Annotated in this window: 16 protein-coding genes; 14 read left to right on the top strand and 2 right to left on the bottom strand. The window is 70.3% G+C overall.

The window, feature by feature from the left end; genetic code table 11:
• Positions 1-12: 12 nt before the first annotated feature.
• Genes AB0C26_RS13970 through AB0C26_RS13935 form a run of 8 tightly spaced genes read left to right on the top strand, consistent with a single transcriptional unit; the run spans position 13 to position 7634 of the window.
• Positions 13-1530 carry an ABC transporter ATP-binding protein gene (locus AB0C26_RS13970; RefSeq protein ID WP_360246663.1) on the top strand — a complete coding sequence of 506 codons (1518 nt, stop codon included), beginning with the start codon at positions 13-15 and terminating at the stop codon, positions 1528-1530.
• A gap of 53 nt (positions 1531-1583) precedes the next feature.
• The gene (locus AB0C26_RS13965) at positions 1584-2786 is read left to right on the top strand and encodes an ABC transporter permease (protein WP_360248219.1); all 1203 of its coding nucleotides are present in this window, start codon (positions 1584-1586) and stop codon (positions 2784-2786) included.
• 5 nt (positions 2787-2791) lie between these two features.
• Positions 2792-4060, top strand: a complete 1269-nt coding sequence (locus AB0C26_RS13960; RefSeq protein ID WP_360246661.1) for an ABC transporter permease — start codon at positions 2792-2794, stop codon at positions 4058-4060.
• A gap of 42 nt (positions 4061-4102) precedes the next feature.
• Positions 4103-4570, top strand: a complete 468-nt coding sequence (locus AB0C26_RS13955) for a hypothetical protein (protein ID WP_360246660.1) — start codon at positions 4103-4105, stop codon at positions 4568-4570.
• Complete coding sequence (locus AB0C26_RS13950; protein ID WP_360246658.1) at positions 4567-4920, top strand: hypothetical protein; 354 nt, start codon at positions 4567-4569, stop codon at positions 4918-4920. The genes AB0C26_RS13955 and AB0C26_RS13950 overlap by 4 nt, the downstream gene beginning before the upstream one ends.
• Before the next feature lie 31 nt (positions 4921-4951).
• A complete protein-coding gene (locus tag AB0C26_RS13945; protein ID WP_360246656.1) occupies positions 4952-5677 on the top strand; it encodes a cytidine deaminase in 726 nt (241 codons plus the stop codon).
• Complete coding sequence (locus AB0C26_RS13940; protein WP_360246654.1) at positions 5670-6947, top strand: thymidine phosphorylase; 1278 nt, start codon at positions 5670-5672, stop codon at positions 6945-6947. Before AB0C26_RS13945 ends, AB0C26_RS13940 begins: the two co-directional genes overlap by 8 nt.
• A gap of 6 nt (positions 6948-6953) precedes the next feature.
• Positions 6954-7634, top strand: a complete 681-nt coding sequence (locus AB0C26_RS13935) for a DUF4272 domain-containing protein (protein WP_360246652.1) — start codon at positions 6954-6956, stop codon at positions 7632-7634.
• Here the strand turns inward: AB0C26_RS13935 and AB0C26_RS13930 are convergent.
• The gene (locus AB0C26_RS13930) at positions 7589-8407 is read right to left on the bottom strand and encodes a putative RNA methyltransferase (RefSeq protein ID WP_360246650.1); all 819 of its coding nucleotides are present in this window, start codon (positions 8405-8407) and stop codon (positions 7589-7591) included. The genes AB0C26_RS13935 and AB0C26_RS13930 overlap by 46 nt on opposite strands.
• Positions 8408-8433: 26 nt before the next feature.
• Here AB0C26_RS13930 and AB0C26_RS13925 point away from each other — a divergent pair, with 26 nt between their 5' ends.
• From AB0C26_RS13925 to AB0C26_RS13900, 6 genes are all read left to right on the top strand, one after another.
• Positions 8434-9519, top strand: coding sequence for an adenosine deaminase (locus AB0C26_RS13925; RefSeq protein WP_360246648.1), 1086 nt, complete (start codon positions 8434-8436; stop codon positions 9517-9519).
• A 402-nt stretch (positions 9520-9921) separates the two neighbouring features.
• Positions 9922-13665 (top strand): nitrate- and nitrite sensing domain-containing protein, encoded by a 3744-nt coding sequence (locus AB0C26_RS13920; protein WP_360246646.1) that lies wholly within the window; start codon positions 9922-9924, stop codon positions 13663-13665.
• Positions 13662-14066: a roadblock/LC7 domain-containing protein gene (locus AB0C26_RS13915; RefSeq protein WP_014447580.1), complete on the top strand. Its 405-nt coding sequence runs from the start codon at positions 13662-13664 to the stop codon at positions 14064-14066. The genes AB0C26_RS13920 and AB0C26_RS13915 overlap by 4 nt, the downstream gene beginning before the upstream one ends.
• 91 nt (positions 14067-14157) lie before the next feature.
• Positions 14158-14538, top strand: a complete 381-nt coding sequence (locus AB0C26_RS13910; RefSeq protein WP_097318707.1) for a DUF742 domain-containing protein — start codon at positions 14158-14160, stop codon at positions 14536-14538.
• Position 14539: 1 nt separating this feature from the next.
• On the top strand, positions 14540-15127 hold the full coding sequence (locus AB0C26_RS13905) for an ATP/GTP-binding protein (protein WP_203768488.1): 588 nt from the start codon (positions 14540-14542) through the stop codon (positions 15125-15127).
• A gap of 123 nt (positions 15128-15250) precedes the next feature.
• Positions 15251-16165, top strand: coding sequence for an aminoglycoside phosphotransferase (locus tag AB0C26_RS13900; protein WP_360246644.1), 915 nt, complete (start codon positions 15251-15253; stop codon positions 16163-16165).
• Here AB0C26_RS13900 and AB0C26_RS13895 read toward each other — a convergent pair.
• A complete protein-coding gene (locus tag AB0C26_RS13895) occupies positions 16154-16612 on the bottom strand; it encodes a DUF2000 domain-containing protein (protein WP_360246642.1) in 459 nt (152 codons plus the stop codon). The genes AB0C26_RS13900 and AB0C26_RS13895 overlap by 12 nt on opposite strands.
• Between the last annotated feature and the right edge of the window lie 13 nt (positions 16613-16625).

Here is a 16625-nt window from a genome sequence, read left to right as displayed (position 1 = left end):
CTGAGACTCGAATTGCGCGGCATCACCAAGCGCTTCGGCGACCTGGTGGCCAACGACCACATCGACATCACCGTCGAGCCGGGCGAGGTCCACGCCCTGCTCGGTGAGAACGGCGCCGGCAAATCGACGCTGATGAACCAGCTGTACGGCCTGCTCCAGCCGGACGAGGGCGAGATCCTGGTCGACGGCGAGAAGAAGGTCTTCCGCAGCCCCCGCGACGCCATCGCCGCCGGCATCGGCATGGTCCACCAGCACTTCATGCTGGTACCGGTCTTCACCGTGGCCGAGAACATCGCGCTCGGCGCCGAGGAGATCCGGGGCGGTCCGCTCGGGATCCTCGACCGCCGGCGCAGCCGCCGCGACGTGCTCGAGACCTCCCAGAAGTACGGCCTGCCGGTCGATCCCGACGCGCTGGTCGAGAACCTCTCGGTCGGCGCCCAGCAGCGCGTCGAGATCGTCAAGGCCCTGACCCGCGACGTCGACCTGCTCATCCTCGACGAGCCGACAGCGGTGCTCACCCCGCAGGAGACCGACGAGCTGCTCGCGGTGATGCGCTCGCTGGCCGAGACCGGAAAGTCGATCGTCTTCATCACCCACAAGCTGGGCGAGGTCAAGGCGATCGCCGACCGGATCACGGTCATCCGCCGCGGCCGCACGGTGGGCACCGCCACCCCCGACACCTCGGAGGACGAGCTGGCCGCCCTGATGGTCGGCCGCGACGTCAGCCTCGAGGTGGTCAAGGGACCGGCCCAGCCGCAGGGCGAGGTGCTCAAGGTCGCCGGCCTGATCGTCGACGACGACCGCGGCGTGCGCGCCGTCGACGGCGTCGACCTGACCGTCCGGGGCGGTGAAGTGCTCGGCATCGCGGGTGTGCAGGGCAACGGGCAGACCGAGCTGGTCGAGGCGATCATGGGCCTGCGCCCGGCCCGGGCCGGCACGATCCAGCTCGAGGACGAGTCGCTGATCGGCAAGAGCACCAAGCAGGTGCTGCGCTCCGGCGTCGGCTACGTGCCCGAGGACCGCAGCCTCGACGGCGTGGTCAAGGACTTCTCCGTGGCCGAGAACCTCGTGCTCGACATGTACGACCGCGAGCCGTACGGCAGCGCCTTCAAGCTCAACCCCAAGGCGATCGCGGTCAACGCGGCCCAGCGGGTCGAACAGTTCGACATCCGGGTCTCGTCACCGCAGTCGGCGGTCGGCAACCTCTCCGGCGGCAACCAGCAGAAGGTCGTCGTGGCCCGGGAGATGTCCCGGCCGCTGCGGCTGTTCATCGCCGCCCAGCCGACCCGCGGCGTGGACGTCGGCTCGATCGAGTTCATCCACAAACAGATCATCCACGAGCGGGACAACGGCACCGCCGTTCTCGTGGTCTCCAGCGAGCTCGACGAGGTGGTCGGCCTGGCCGACCGGATCGCGGTCATGTACCGCGGCCGGGTCCTCGCCATCGTCTCGCCGGACACCCCGCGCGAGGAGATCGGCCTGCTGATGGCCGGCATCACGGGCACAAACGACGAAGAGGACGGCCAGTGACCACCGAAGTAGCACCTCCCGAGAAGAAGGAGGAAGAGAAGCGGGAGACGTTCATCTCCCTCTTCCTGCAGAACCTCTGGTCGGCCAACTCGGTCACTGTCACCTTCCTGTCGATCTTCCTGGCCCTGGTCATCGGCGCTGTCCTGATCGTGGTCTCCGACTCGCAGGTGCTCTCCTACTTCGAGTACTTCACCTCCCGGCCCAGCGACGCGCTGAACGCGAGCTGGGACCTGATCAGCCAGGCCTACGCCGACCTGTTCAAGGGCGCGATCTTCGACCCGGCCGCGTTCCAGGCCTGGTTCGACGGGACCGGCACCTGGCAGGCCGCGTTCGGCCCGATCTCCGAGACGCTGACGTACGCGGCGCCGCTGGTCTTCACCGGCCTGTCGGTCGCGATCGCCTTCCGCGGCGGCCTGTTCAACATCGGCGGTCAGGGCCAGGCGGTCATCGGCTGCGTCACCGGCGGCGTGGTCGGCTTCGCGGTCGGCCTGCCGGTCGGCCTGCACCTACTGGTGGCGCTGGTCGCCGGCTTCCTCGGCGGCGCGCTCTGGGGCTTCCTGCCCGGCCTGCTCAAGGCCCGCACCGGCGCCCACGAGGTGATCACCACGATCATGCTCAACTACATCGCCACGCTCTTCCTGAGCTGGCTGATCCTGCAGAACGGCGTCCGCGACCCCGACCGTACCGACGCGATCAGCAAGACCATCGAGTCGTCGGCCCAGCTGCCCGCCCTGCCCTCGCCGCTACGGGTGCACCTGGGCATCGTGCTCGCGGTCGTCGCCACCGCGGTCGTGGCCTGGCTGCTCAACAAGTCGCCGTTCGGCTTCGAGCTGCGCGCGGTCGGCGTCAACCCGCCCGCCGCCAAGACCGCCGGCATGAGCGTGGCCAAGACGTACACGCTGCTGATGGTCATCGCCGGCGGCCTGGCCGGCCTCGGCGGCGCGGTCCAGGTGCTCGGCACCGCCGACAAGCTGACCGCGCAGGTGGCCGGCAACATCGGCTTCGACGGCCTGCTGGTGGCCCTGCTCGGGCGCAACAAGCCGTGGGGCACGCTGCTCGCCGCCATCCTGTACGGCGCGCTGCGCGCCGGCGGCAACCTGATGCAGGTCGACGCGGGCATCTCGCTCGAGCTGGTCACCGTGCTCCAGGCCCTGATCGTCATCTTCATCGCCGCGCCGGCCCTGGTGAAGGCGATCTTCCAGCTCCGCGCCGCCCGTTCCGCACGGCTCGGCGCCACGATGGCGAAGGGCTGGTGAGCCACATGTCGACAGCGACAGTGGAAGACCTGACCGAGATCACCGCCCCCGACCGCTTCTGGAACCGGCAGCGCCGCCTGGGCGCCGCCCTGGTGATCATCGGCCTGATCGCGGCGGTCGTCTTCGGCTCGCTCGCCGACTCGAAGACCGCCAAGTTCACCCTCAGCGACGACGCCGAGGGCGCCGCCCTGTCGATCAACGGCCAGTTCGGGGCCATCCTGTTCGGCGTCGTGACCATCGCCGCCGGTGCCGCCCTGCTGGCCGGCGTGGCCAAGCGCTGGCAGACGTGGCTGCTCGGCCTCGGCATCGTCACGTTCGTCCTGTCGTTCCTGTGCTGGCAGGTCGCGGGCAAGTTCCTGCCGCTGGTCGACACGGCCAGCGGCTCCCTCGAACTGGCCCTGCCGCTGATCCTGGGCGCGCTGGCCGGCGTGCTCTGCGAGCGCTCCGGCGTGGTGAACGTGGCCATCGAGGGCCAGTTCCTGATGGGCGCGTTCGGCGCGGCCCTGGTCGGCACCCTGGCCACCAGCGTCTGGGCCGGCCTGATCAGCGCGGTCGTCGGCGGTGTCATCATCGCCGCGATGCTGGCCTGGCTCGCCATCCGCTTCCTGGTCGACCAGGTCGTCGTCGGCATCGTGCTCAACCTGTTCGCGCTCGGCGTCACCGGCTTCCTGTACGAGCGGCTGATGCAGCCCGACGCGCTGAAGTACAACTCGCCGCCCCGCCTGCCCGAGTGGAAGATCCCGGGCCTGGCCGACATCCCGGTGGTCGGCCCGGTGCTGTTCGACACCAATCTGCTGGTCTGGATCGCCCTGATCCTGGTCTTCGTCATCCACTTCGCGCTCAAGCGCACCCGCTGGGGCCTGCGCACCCGGGCGGTCGGCGAGCACCCCACGGCGGCCGACACGGTCGGCATCCGGGTCCGCGGCCTGCGCTACATGAACGTCCTGCTGGGCGGCGTGGTGGCCGGCCTCGGCGGCGCGTACTTCACGCTGGTGTCGACCAGCGCCTTCAACAAGAACATGACGGCGGGCGCGGGCTTCATCGCGCTGGCCGCCCTGATCTTCGGGCGCTGGACCCCGTTCGGCGCCCTGGGTGCGGCCCTGTTCTTCGGCTTCGCCCAGAAATTGGCGAACTACCTGAGCGCGGTCGGCAGCCCGGTCCCGAACCAGTTCCTCAACATGCTCCCGTACATCGCCACCATCATCGCGGTGGCCGGCCTGGTCGGTCGCGTCCGCGCCCCCGCCGCCGACGGCGTCCCGTACGTGAAGAGCTGAGAACGCTGGACGACCGGCATACTTTCAAACTATTTTGAAAGTATGCCGGTCGCCGAGGCTCCGTTCTCCGAGCTCATCAACAAGCCCAAGTCGACCCTTCAGTCGCTCACCGGTTCGCGCGCCCACGCGATCCGGTTGCGGCGCCGCGACGACGTCGACCTCGTACTCACCACGGCCGACCGCTACGAGCAGGACCACGCGGTGGTCTCCGCCGCGCTCCGCCTGTTCCGCACGATCGTGCTCAACGGCCAGACCGACGCCGTGCTCGACCTGTTGCCTGAAGTCTTCCCCTGGTCGCGGTTCCTCCCCGCGGGTGACAGGCACACCTTCCTGATCGAGTTCGTCGATACGCTGCGCGCCGTGGAAGATCTCGACACACTCGCGCCCGTCACCCAGCTCCTCGCCGAATGGCGGCACACCGCCGAGGCCCACGCCGACCCGGCCGTACTGGCCGCCTTGACCGGAGGCGCCGATGACTTCGGCCCGGTGCCGGACCCTCCGAGCGCATGACCCCTAAGCGAGGCGAGCGGGTGGCGCCGCCGCCGGGCCCCGATGAGTACGACCTGACCTTCGGCACCAGCGAGGCGGCCAAGGGCTGGATCGACCTCTGCGCCCAGGCACCGGCGAATGCCCTGGAGATGTGGCGAACCCTGCGCGCGAACCCCGCTCCGTCCCCGCCGACCAGCCGCCATCATCAGCTCAAGGGATCTCTGTCGACGGGCGCCTACCGCGGTGCGGTCCTGCCGCAATGGCAGTACGAAGTAACGGCGGGCGGCCGGGTCTGGTATCTCGTCGACGCTGCGGGCAAGAAGGTCTATCTGATGTACGCGGGGACGCGGCATCCCAAGGTGACCGAGTAGCGGAGCTGGGGCGTCAGGCACAATCAGCTGCATGGAGATCGACTGGGTTGGGCTGCGTGCCGCCGCTACCGAGGCCATGCGGCACGCCTATGCGCCGTACTCCGACTTTCCGGTCGGGGCGGCGGCGCTCGTGGACGACGGCCGGGTGGTCGTCGGGTGCAACGTGGAGAACGCGTCGTACGGCGTGGGGCTCTGTGCCGAGTGCGGTCTGGTCAGCCAGCTGCACGCCAGCGGCGGGGGACGCCTGGTGGCGTTCTCGTGCGTGGACGCGACCGGCAACCCGCTGATGCCGTGCGGGCGCTGCCGTCAGCTGCTGTGGGAGCACGGCGGCCCGGAACTGCTGGTCGAGTGGCACACCGGCCCGATCCGGATGACCGAGCTGCTGCCGCACGCGTTCGGCCCGGAGGACCTGGAGCGGGTCAACGGCGCCACCAGCGGCCCCGAGGTGCCGGCCGAGCTGGCCAAGTGGCGTGGCCGCGGAACCGTCTTCGTGCACCCGGACCTGTCCGGTGGCGCCACGGTCTGGACCGCGTACTGGGAGCGCTCCGGCGGCAGCTCGGCCGAGAGCGACGCCGACAAGGGTGTTCTCGAGGAGGGCCCGAACTTCGCCACCACGGCCGAGGCCGTGGGCTGGGGTCAGGCCCGTACCCCACGGATCGTCGTGGTGGACGCCGAGGGTGGCCTGGCCTGGGCCGGGGAGGGTGAAGCGCCGGAGGGCATTCCCTCCAAGTGGACGGAAGGTTCCATCGATGAGTGAGTTCGCCGCCGTCGACGTCATCCGGGCCAAGCGGGACGGGCACGCGCTGAGCGACGCCCAGATCGACTGGGTCGTGGACGCGTACACCAAGGGTGTTGTCGCCGACGAGCAGATGTCGGCGCTGGCCATGGCGATCCTGCTGCGCGGCATGACGCCGGCCGAGATCGCCCGCTGGACCGCCGCGATGATCGCGAGCGGGGAGCGGCTGGATCTCTCCTCGGTGACCCGGCCGACCGCCGACAAGCACTCCACCGGTGGTGTCGGTGACAAGATCACGCTGCCGTTGACCCCGTTGGTCGCCGCGTGCGGTGTGGCCGTGCCGCAGCTGTCCGGGCGCGGTCTCGGGCACACCGGCGGCACGCTCGACAAGCTGGAGTCGATCGCCGGCTGGCGGGCGAAGCTGAGCAACGACGAGTTCAAGAGCCAGCTGCAGGACATCGGCGCGGTGATCTGCGCGGCCGGCGAGGGCCTGGCCCCGGCCGACCGCAAGCTGTACGCGTTGCGCGACGTGACCGGCACGGTCGAGGCGATCCCGCTGATCGCCAGTTCGATCATGAGCAAGAAGATCGCCGAGGGGACCGGCGCGCTGGTGCTGGACGTCAAGGTCGGTTCGGGCGCCTTCATGAAGGACCTGGCGACCGCCCGCGAGCTGGCGAGCACCATGGTACGGCTGGGCCGGGACAGCGGCGTGAACACGGTCGCGCTGCTCACCGACATGAGCACCCCGCTCGGCCTGGCCGTCGGCAACGCGAACGAGGTGGCGGAGTCGGTCGAGGTGCTCGCCGGTGGGGGCCCGGCCGACGTGGTCGAGCTGACCCTGGCGCTGGCCCGCGAGATGCTGGCCGCGGCGGGCGTCGACGCCGATCCGGCCCAGGTCCTCGCGTCGGGCGCGGCCATGGACACCTGGCGGGCGATGATCCGGGCCCAGGGTGGCGACCCGGACGCTCCGCTGCCGGTGGCGCGCGAGACCGAGGTGCTGCGGGCGACGGCCGACGGGGTGGTGAGCGGCGTCGACGCGTACGGCATCGGCATCGCGGCCTGGCGCCTCGGCGCCGGACGGGCCCGCAAGGAGGACCCGGTCAGCTTCGGCGCCGGCATTCAGCTCAAGGTCAAGCCCGGCGATTCGGTACGTACGGGGGACGTGCTCCTGGAGCTTCGCGCGGACGACCCGTCCCGCATCCCGACGGCCCGCGACGAGGCCGCGGCGGCGGTGTCGATCGGTACGGAGCGCCCCGCCCCTTCAAAGCTGGTGCTCGACCGCATAGCCTGACCCACCATGACGAAGGCCGCACCCGATCCGCACGCCGTTCGCGAGGCCAGCCTCGACGAGCTGCGGCGGCTCGGCCTGCCGCTGCCACCGGCGGGCTTCCCTCTGGTCTGGGAGGCGGGCGACGCCATCGAGCTGAGACCGACGGCCGAGATCGAGGCCCGGACGGCGGTGCTGCACGTGGTGGTCGCCCGCTGTTTCGGCATGCCGACCGAGGTCGCCATGAGCTGGCTGCTCGGTTCGCACCTGGTCGATTTCGTCACGCCGCCGGAGTGGCAGTTCGTGATCGGCGCCAAGGGCGATCACCGGTCGTTCGTGCTTCACCACGACGCGGTGTTCGCCCTCGCCTGGTTGCTCGGCCTGGCCCGTCATCTGGATCCGACCGCGCCGCCCGAGGGCCGGATGATGTCTCAGATGCCTGATCTGCCGGCTGGTGAGAGTTTCAACAGCTGGCGGTCGCGCTCCCTGATGTCACCGCGCGACCCGGTCGAGGCGGCCGTCCTGCTCGACCTCTACTACTGCCTCGACTGGGCGTTCCAGGAGGCCGAGCAGACCGGCCTGCCGCTGCCCGGTGAGATCGACGGCAACGCGATCGGCCAGCGACGCTGGGCGCTGGAGTGGGCAGTGGTCTTCCACGGCCCGTATCACGACAAACCGGCCGAGTGGGAAGAAGTCGACCTCTCGGTGTAGGTGGTGATCTCCACCGCCGCCGTGACCGTGACGTCGCCGGTCGGCCGGTCGCCCGGCGGGACGTGCCGGGCGGCGGGGGTCATTCCGATGAGGGTACGGGCCTCGGCCGCGCTCAGGCGCAACGTGCGGCGCTCGGTGACGGCCGGCCCGGCGGTGAAGTGCTCGCCGAGCGCGTCTCCGACCCGCTCCGCCTTGTCCGGGTCGACCCGGATCAGCCCGCGCATCAGCTCCCCCAGGTGGTCGGCGGCCGGGGTGACGACGACCAGCGCCCCGCCGGGGCGCAGAATCCGGCGGTACTCGGCGCCGTTGCGGGGCGCGAAGACGTTGAGGACCATCGCGGCGGCGCCGTCGGCGATCGGCAGCGGGCGCCAGAGGTCGGCCAGCACGGCCGCGGCGCGGGGATGGGCCCGGGCCGCCCGGCGCAGGGCCGGCTTGGAGACGTCCAGGCCGAGCCCGGTCGCCGCCGGCGCCTTCTGCAGGACTTTTCCCAGGTAGAAGCCCGTGCCCGTGCCGGCGTCGACCACGAGGCCGTCCGTTCCCGGCAGCGCGTCCGCTATGAAGTCGTAGTGGCCGGCGGCCAGGAACGCCTCACGGTCGGCCACCATCTCCGCGGTGTCGCCCACATGCGGCATGCGGCCGGCGGTCAGATCCGCGTACCCCTGCTTGGCCATGTCGAAGCTGTGTCCCCGGGTGCAGAGCAGCCGCTTGTCGTCGCGCCGGAGGTGCTGGCGGCAAACCGGGCACCGCAGGTACGGCAATGCGCCGTCGATCATTCGTCTCCTGCCTCTAGGCTCGGCTGATGGCCGCCATCGCTTACTCCGACATCGTTCCGGCGCCCAAGGCGCTGCTGCACGACCACCTCGACGGTGGTCTGCGCCCCTCGACCATCGTCGAACTGGCCGAGGCGGTGGGTCATGAGCTGCCGACGACCGACCCGGCCGCGCTGGCCGACTGGTTCGTGGCCGCCGCCGACTCGGGCTCGCTGGAACGCTACCTGGAGACGTTCGCCCACACGGTCGCGGTGATGCAGACCGAGGAGGGCCTTTTCCGGGTCGCCAAGGAGTGCGCGCTCGACCTGGCGGCCGACGGGGTGGTGTACGCCGAGGTGCGGTACGCCCCCGAGCAGCATCTGGAGCGTGGCCTCACGCTCGATCAGGTGGTCGACGCCGTGAACGCCGGTTTCACCGAGGGCATGGCCGAGGCGGCCGCCCAGGGGACGCCGATCCGGGTGGGTGTGCTGTTGACCGCCATGCGCCACGCCGCTCGCTCGCAGGAGATCGCCGAGCTGTCGGTGCGCTACCGGGACAACGGCGTGGTCGGTTTCGACATCGCCGGCGCCGAGGCCGGTTTTCCCCCCACCCGTCACCTGGACGCCTTCGAATACCTCCAGCGCGAGAACTTCCATTTCACCATTCACGCCGGCGAGGCGTTCGGCCTGCCGTCGATCTGGCAGGCCATCCAGTGGTGCGGCGCCGACCGGCTCGGTCACGGTGTGCGTCTGGTCGATGACATCACGGGTACGCCGGGTGGCGGCGAGACGGTTCTCGGCCGGCTGGCCGCCTATGTTCGCGACAAGCGGATCCCGCTCGAGCTGTGCCCGTCGTCGAACGTGCAGACCGGCGCCGCGCCCTCGATCGCCGAGCACCCGATCGGCCTGCTGCACGATCTGCGGTTCCGGGTGACTGTCAATACCGACAACCGGCTGATGAGCGGTACGTCGATGTCGCGCGAGATGGCGCTGCTCTCCGAGGCCTTCGGCTGGGGCTGGGCCGAGTTGCAGTGGCTGACGATCAACGCGATGAAGTCGGCCTTCATCCCGTACGACGAGCGGTTGGCGATCATCAATGACGTGATCAAGCCTGGTTACGCAAAGTTGATCAGCTGACTCCTTTCGGCAAGCGGCCTTGCCGGTTCGGCGGTGACACTCATCCGTTCGGTCAGAATGGTCCCTACAAAGACTGCGAAATCGGGCATCTCACCTTGCCGATCGGGCCGGACCGCGACATCGTTCATCCCGCCGCGATCCACTACGATCGGGCGCGTTCGACGAGCGTCACCCCCGCGTCTCGTCGATCGACACGAGTGACACTGAGAAACGCACCCCTATACAGCCAGTGAGACGGCCCGGTCCGAGCGCGTAGACATTGCGCCACACAACCGGTCCGTGTTCGATGGCCCTTTCTCTTTGACACTCGTCGTGATGGAATCTCGGGGGCCCGACGCGGCAGTCGGCCGTGTGCGGCGCCCGGCGAGCCGAATGCCGGGCCCGAATCAGGAGGACGGTGACGTGAGCAAGCGCCCCGAGACGGCGACCGGCGTCATGTCGCGTCTCCGTCGGCCGGCCGATCGGCTTAGAGATCTGCCGATCTGGTCGAAGCTCGGCTTGATCATGTTGGTTCCCACCCTGGCGACGATCATCGTCGGCGTCAGCGGTCTCGTGGACCACATCGAGGAAGCCAGCAACGCGGAGCGCGCGCGCAACCTAGCGGTGCTGTCGGAAGCGGCCGGTGGTCTCGTCGACCACCTGCAGAACGAACGCGCTTACGGCATCATCATCGGCACGGACGGCATGAGCAAGCAGGTCAAGGCCAACGCGCTCAAGTCCTACAACGACGAGCACGCCCAGGTCGACCGGGCCAAGGTGCCCTACGCACAGCAGAAGGCCTCGCTGGACGACGTTCCGGACAAGGTCGGCACCCTGCTCCTGCGGCTCGACCGCAACATCGAGGAACTTCCCGCCACGCGCAGCCAGGTCGCCAACGGCCGCATGGACACGGTCAAGGTCGAGGAGACCTACGACCGTCTGATCGACGACTTGCTCTCCGTGCGCGACGTCTCGGCCCAGCTGTCGAACGACACCACGCTCGGCGACCACCTGCGAGCCGTGGCCGCGGTGGCCAACGCCAAGGAGTACATGGCGCAGCAGCGCGACGTCGGCCAGAAAATCATCGGCAAGGGTGAGCTGACGAACGATCTGCGCCGCGAGTACCAGCTCGCCGACACCGGATTCGAGCTCGCCGGCACCACGCTGCAGTCGGTCGGCACGCAGTCCGAGGCCGACATGTTCAAGGCGACCAGCGACACCGAGGCCGGCCGGGCCGCGACGAACTACATCACGCCGCTGATCAGCCTTTCCGGCGCGAACACCAAGGACATCAGGGTCACCTCCCCGCAGTGGGACGCCGCGATGGCCGGCTACGGCCAGCAGTTCCGCGGCGTCGAGCAGAAACTGGACGCCCAGATCGTCACCGAGGCCACCGGCCTGCGCGACGACGTGAACCGGCGGGTCTTCATCGAGACCAGCATCCTGCTCGGCATGCTGCTGCTCGCCATCCTGTTCGCCTGGCTGGTCGCCCGGTCGATGGCCCGCTCGCTGCGCGAGCTGCGGCAGGGTGCCCTCTCGGTCGCCCAGTTCGGCCTGCCCCACGCGGTGAGCCGGCTGCGTGACCCGCAGCTGTCCACCTCGCTCACCCCGGCCCAGCTCGCCGACCAGATCGCCGAGCCGCTGCCGGTGCGCAGCCGTGACGAGTTCGGTCAGGTGACCGAGGCGTTCAACGCGGTTCACCTCGAGGCGGTGCGCACCGCGGCCGAGCAGGCCGCCCTGCGGGCCTCCGTCGCGACCATGTTCGTCAACCTCGCCCGCCGTTCCCAGATCCTGGTCGACCGGCTCATCGGTCACCTCGACCGGCTGGAGCGCGGCGAGGAGGACCCGGACCGGCTGGCCGAGCTCTTCCAGCTCGACCACCTCGCCACCCGAATGCGGCGTAACGACGAGAACCTCCTGGTTCTGGCCGGCGCCGACTCGACCCGTGTGCAGCGCGAGCCGGCCGCCCTGATCGACGTGCTCCGCGCCGCCCAGTCCGAGGTGGAGCACTACACCCGCATCGAGTTCGGCATGATCGACCGGGACATCGAGGTGGCGGCGCACGCCGTCAACGACATGGTCCACCTGGTCGCCGAGCTCTTCGACAACGCGACCGCCTTCTCGCCGCCCAACTCGACGGTCATCGTCGAGGCCCGGCACCTGCCCGAGGGCGCGCTCCTGACGGTCGAGGACCGCGGCATCGGCATCAGCCGGGAGCAGCTCCGCGACCTCAACGAGCGCCTGGCCAACCCGCCGATGGTGGACGTCGCCGTCTCCCGCATGATGGGTCTGGTCGTGGTCGCCCGGCTGGCCAACCGCCACGCGGTGAAGGTCGAGCTGCGCCCGGCCGACACCGACCGGGGCACGGTGGCCGAGGTCGGCCTGCCGCTCGCGGTCCTGACCGGCGAGGCGCAGCCCGCCGCCGGCCGCATGCAGGCCGTCGGCGCCGGCTACGACCAGCAGGGCCGCCAGGGCATGTCCGAGCCGCTCGCTCTCGAGAGCGGCCACGGCGGATACCCGACCGGCCGCCCCTTCGACCCGAACCCGCCGATGAACAACGGCGGCATGCTCGGCACCAACGGGCGCCCGGCGCCCGCCTGGTCCGACCTGACCGGCGCGCCGTCGAACGGCTCGAACGGCTTCGGCTCCTCGAACGGCTCGCTCAACGGCCTCAACGGCGGCGGCGCCAACGGCAGCAACGGCAACGGTGGCTTCTACGGTCCCCGCAGCAACGAGCCGATTCCGCCGCTGCCCGCCGGTCCTACCCAGGGCTTCGACGCCCCGCGCGGCTTCGACGCCCCGCAGGGTGCGAACGGCTTCAACGGCGCCCAGGGTCTGAACGGCAGCCAGGGTCTGAACGGCACTCAGGGCTTCAACGGCTCGCAGAGTCTGAACGGCGCCCAGGGCTTCGACGGGCCGCAGGGCTTCGACGGGCCGCAGGGCTTCGCCGGGCCGGACGGGCTGCCGCAGCGCCGCAACGGCGACGGCGGCCAGCCCCAGGGCGACGCCAACGGCTTCGGCGCGACCATCCCGCGTCAGCTTCCGGCCAACCCGGAGACCCAGGGGCGTAACCCGTTCGTCCCGCCGGTCTCCGCTCCGCCGGTGCCGTCCGCGCCGCCGTACGGTGGGACGCCCGTCTCCACCCCGCCGGCCAACGACCCGGTCTCGGCCGCTCCGGCCTCGCCGCCCGCGTGGCCGCCGGTCGCCTCCGACCGCGACCAGAGCCACACGCCGCACGTGCCGGAAAGCCTCGCCGCGGCCCTCGACATGACCGCCGAGCTTCCCCGGTACCGTCCGGAGCAGCGCAGCGAGCCCCAAGTCGAGCGTCCGGCGAACCCGCCGATCGCGGCGATCCCGTCGTCCGCGCCGCCGGCCAACCCGGTCTCGGGCACGCCGGTCTCGGCGACCCCGATCTCGGCCACGCCGGTCTCCGGCGCGGCCGACCAGGGCGAGTCGCAGCGGGCGGCCGCGGCCGCCCGGGCCGCGCACGAGCTGGCGGCCGCCCAGGCCGCGGAGGCCCAGGCCACCGCCGCCGCGCAGATCGCCGCGGCGCAGGCCGCGGCCCGTCAGCGCGACAACGGTCAGGGCCAGTTCGCCGACGAGACGATGGAGCTGCCGATCTTCCGGGAGCTCGAGTCGGCCTGGTTCACCACGGCGCGTCCGGCCGAGCCGTCGAAGCCGTCCTCCAACGGCATCGACGAGCCGGTGACCTCGCAGCGGATCCCGACCGGGGAGCCGGCGCGGACCGTCGGTGTGCCGCAGCAGGCGGTCTCGCCCGAGTCGCGCGACCAAACGCCCGCTACTGTTGGTGTCGGTGCCTCCAACGGCGCCGGCTCGACCAGCGGCCCCAACGGCAGCGTCGCCACCAACCCGTGGCGTACCGCGGCCGACGAGGGCTGGCAGGCCGCGCAGGCGGCGGCAGAGGCGCGGGTGGACACCACGACCACCGCGGGTCTGCCCAAGCGCACGCCGATGGCGCAGCTCGTTCCCGGTGGTGTCGACCGGGGCAGTGACCCCGCTCAGCGCCGTACCCCCGAGGGTGTTCGCGGGCTCCTGTCCGCGTACCACCGAGGTGTGCAGCGCGGTCGCACCAAAGATTCGACCAACCCGGAGGAGACTCCGGGAGGGCAGCAGTCCTCGCAGGCTGGCAAGGAGCATGAGGCATGACATCTACGCAGGATCTCGGTTGGCTGCTGGCCAACTTCGCCGACCGCGTTCCCGGAGTCGCGCATGCGATCGCGGTCTCCGCTGACGGTCTGCTCCTGGCGGCCTCGCGGGACCTTCCGCGGGACCGCGCCGATCAGCTGGCGGCTATCGCCTCCGGCCTTGTGAGCCTCACCCAGGGCGCCGCGCGGTGCTTCGAGGGTGGCGCTGTTCTTCAGACGGTCGTCGAGATGGACAACGGGTTCCTTTTCCTGATGTCGATCTCCGATGGCTCCTCGTTCGCGGTGCTCGCGGCTCGCAGCTGCGACGTCGGCCAGGTGGGCTACGAGATGGCCCTCCTCGTCGACCGCGTCGGCGAGGCGCTGACCCCCGCGCCGCGTTCCGCGGCCGGGGTGCTCGGCTGAACGGGCAGTGGGCCGGGGCACTCGGCCGCTGTTCAAAGCTTTGACAACAAGAGACACTTCTAAGGGTTCGAGGAAGGGGTGAGCGGTGACAATGCCCGAACGCGATGAGCCGACCGGCGCACTAGTCAGACCGTACGCCGTGACCCGCGGTCGGACCCGGCCGAAGCTTGAGATAGCGCTGGAAGCGCTGGTCGAGACAACCGTCCGCGGGCGTTCAGGAATGTCCCGCGGCGGGCAGGGTGGAAGCGAGCATCAGTACATCGCGGCGATGTGCGACGGCGGCCGTGTTCAGTCGCTCGCCGAGATCGCCGCACGCATGCAACTGCCGCTCGGTGTGGCTCGTGTCATCGTCGCCGACATGGCCCATGACGGCCTGGTCTCGGTGTACGAGCCCACCTCGCTGGAAGACGAGACCGACGCGGTAGGCACGGAACTGCTGGAAAGGGTGCTGAGTGGACTTCGCAGGCTCTGACATGTCGCCCCGTCCCTCCGCGGGACGGGTTACATCGGCGAAGATTGTCATCGCCGGTGGGTTCGGCGTTGGCAAGACGACGCTCGTCGGGTCGGTCTCGGAGATCACCCCGCTGACGACCGAGGCCATCATGACCTCGGCCGGCGTGGGTGTCGACGACAACCGGCAGGTGCCGGGCAAGATGACGACCACCGTCGCCATGGACTTCGGCCGGATCAGCATCGACCGCGACCTGATCCTCTACCTGTTCGGTACCCCTGGCCAGACGCGGTTCTGGTTCATGTGGGACGAGCTGGTCCGGGGCGCGATCGGTGCCGTCGTCATGGTCGACACGCGTCGGCTCGCCGACTGCTTCGCCGCCATCGACTTCTTCGAACATCGCCGCCTGCCGTACCTGGTGGCGATCAACTGCTTCGACGGCATGCAGTATCACAACGCTCAGGACGTTCGGGACGCGCTGGCGATCTCGAGTGACGTCCCGGTGGTGAGCTGCGACGCCCGCAACCGTGAGTCGACGAAAAACGTCCTCATCTCCCTCGTGGAGTATGTGCTGACGATGCGTCGCTCGCGCGCGGTAGCGCCCGCCTGACGATCGGTTGAAGCCCCGCTCCGCGAGTCGGAGCGGGGCTTCTGCATGCTCGAATTCGGTTGTGGCGCAGCCCGGCAGCGGCGATGATCGTCGATCGTGCGTACCTTCCTCACGCTTCCTGACGTGTCCGATGTGGTGGCCGGAGCCCTGGGCCGCCCGCCGGTCGAGCTCGACCGGCTGACCGGAGGCACGACCAAGGGCGTCTACCGGCTGCGGCTCGGCGACGGCGCCACGGCGATCCTGTACGCGTGGGCGGACGCCGAGAACTATTGGCCGCCGGCGGTGAACGTGCCGGACGATCCATTCACGAACGCCATCGGGCCGAACCTGTTCGCGACCAACCACGCGGCACTGTCGGCCGCAGGTGTCCGCGTACCCCACCTGCTGTGGCTTGACCGGGACGCCGGGCTGGCGATCGTCGAGGACGCGGGCACCGAGACGCTCGAGGCGCTGATGGAGCGCGACCCGGCGGCGGCCGCGGCGCCGCTGGCCGAGCTCGGCGATGCGCTGCGGCGGATGCACACCACCACCCGAACCGCCTGGGGGCGGCTCGCCGAGCTCACCGACGCGCGTCCGGCGCACGACGTCATCCTGGACCGGGCGCTGAGCCATCTCCGGCTGACGGCGCCCCGGGACGGCCGCCTGGCGGTGGCGGCGCCGCGGATCGAGGAGCATCTGCGCCGACTGCACACGGCGGTGCGGCCCCGCGCGGTGTACGGGCTGCTGCACGGCGAGCTCGGGCCCGACCACGTGCTGATCGGGCCGGCCGGGGAACCGGTCATCATCGACATCGAGGGGCTGACGTATTTCGACGTCGAATGGGAGCACGCCTTCCTGCAACTGCGCTTCGAATCCTCGTACGGCCGGTTGAAGCCTGTCGAACTTGACCTTGATCGTCTCGAGTTCTACCGGTACGCGCAGGTCCTGGCGCTGATCGAGGGGCCGCTGCGGATCGCCGAGACCGACTTTCCCGAGCGCGACTGGATGCTCGAGCTGGCCGAATGGAACATCGGGAAGGCGCTCGACCTACCCGAGTAGCGGCAACCTGCCGACGATCTTGTCGAGCGGGTTGCGGGGGCCGACGATGCTGACCGCGTAGTAGTCGAGGCTTTCGGCCGGGGACTCCTTCACGGCGTCGAGGTACTCGGTGTAGACACGCGTGTGCTGGGCCGCGGCCGGCATGTCGGCCACGAAGAAATCATCGCGGGCGGCGGCCTTACGGCGGATCGTCCGCAGGGCATCCGCGTCGGCGGCCAGCACAGTGCAGCCCAGCCACGGCAGCCCCGGATGGGTGCCGCCGTCGGCGTCCACCGCGTCGTCGCCGAGCAGCCCGGCCACGGCCTGCGAGGTGGCGGCGGCCGTGCAGATCGCCGCGTTGGCCGCGCGGCCCGGCGCCAGGCCGGCGTCGACCACCACGACCCACTTGAGACGGGCCGCGCGGGTGGGCGCGGTCTGGTCGATCTCCTCGGCGCTGAATCCGATCATCACTTCGTCCGTT

Origin of the sequence: Actinoplanes sp. NPDC048796, assembly GCF_040650035.1 — a bacterium.
In the GTDB taxonomy this organism is placed as follows: domain Bacteria; phylum Actinomycetota; class Actinomycetes; order Mycobacteriales; family Micromonosporaceae; genus Actinoplanes.
Note: the sequence above shows the minus strand (reverse complement) of the source record. Positions and strands in the feature narration are given on the sequence as shown.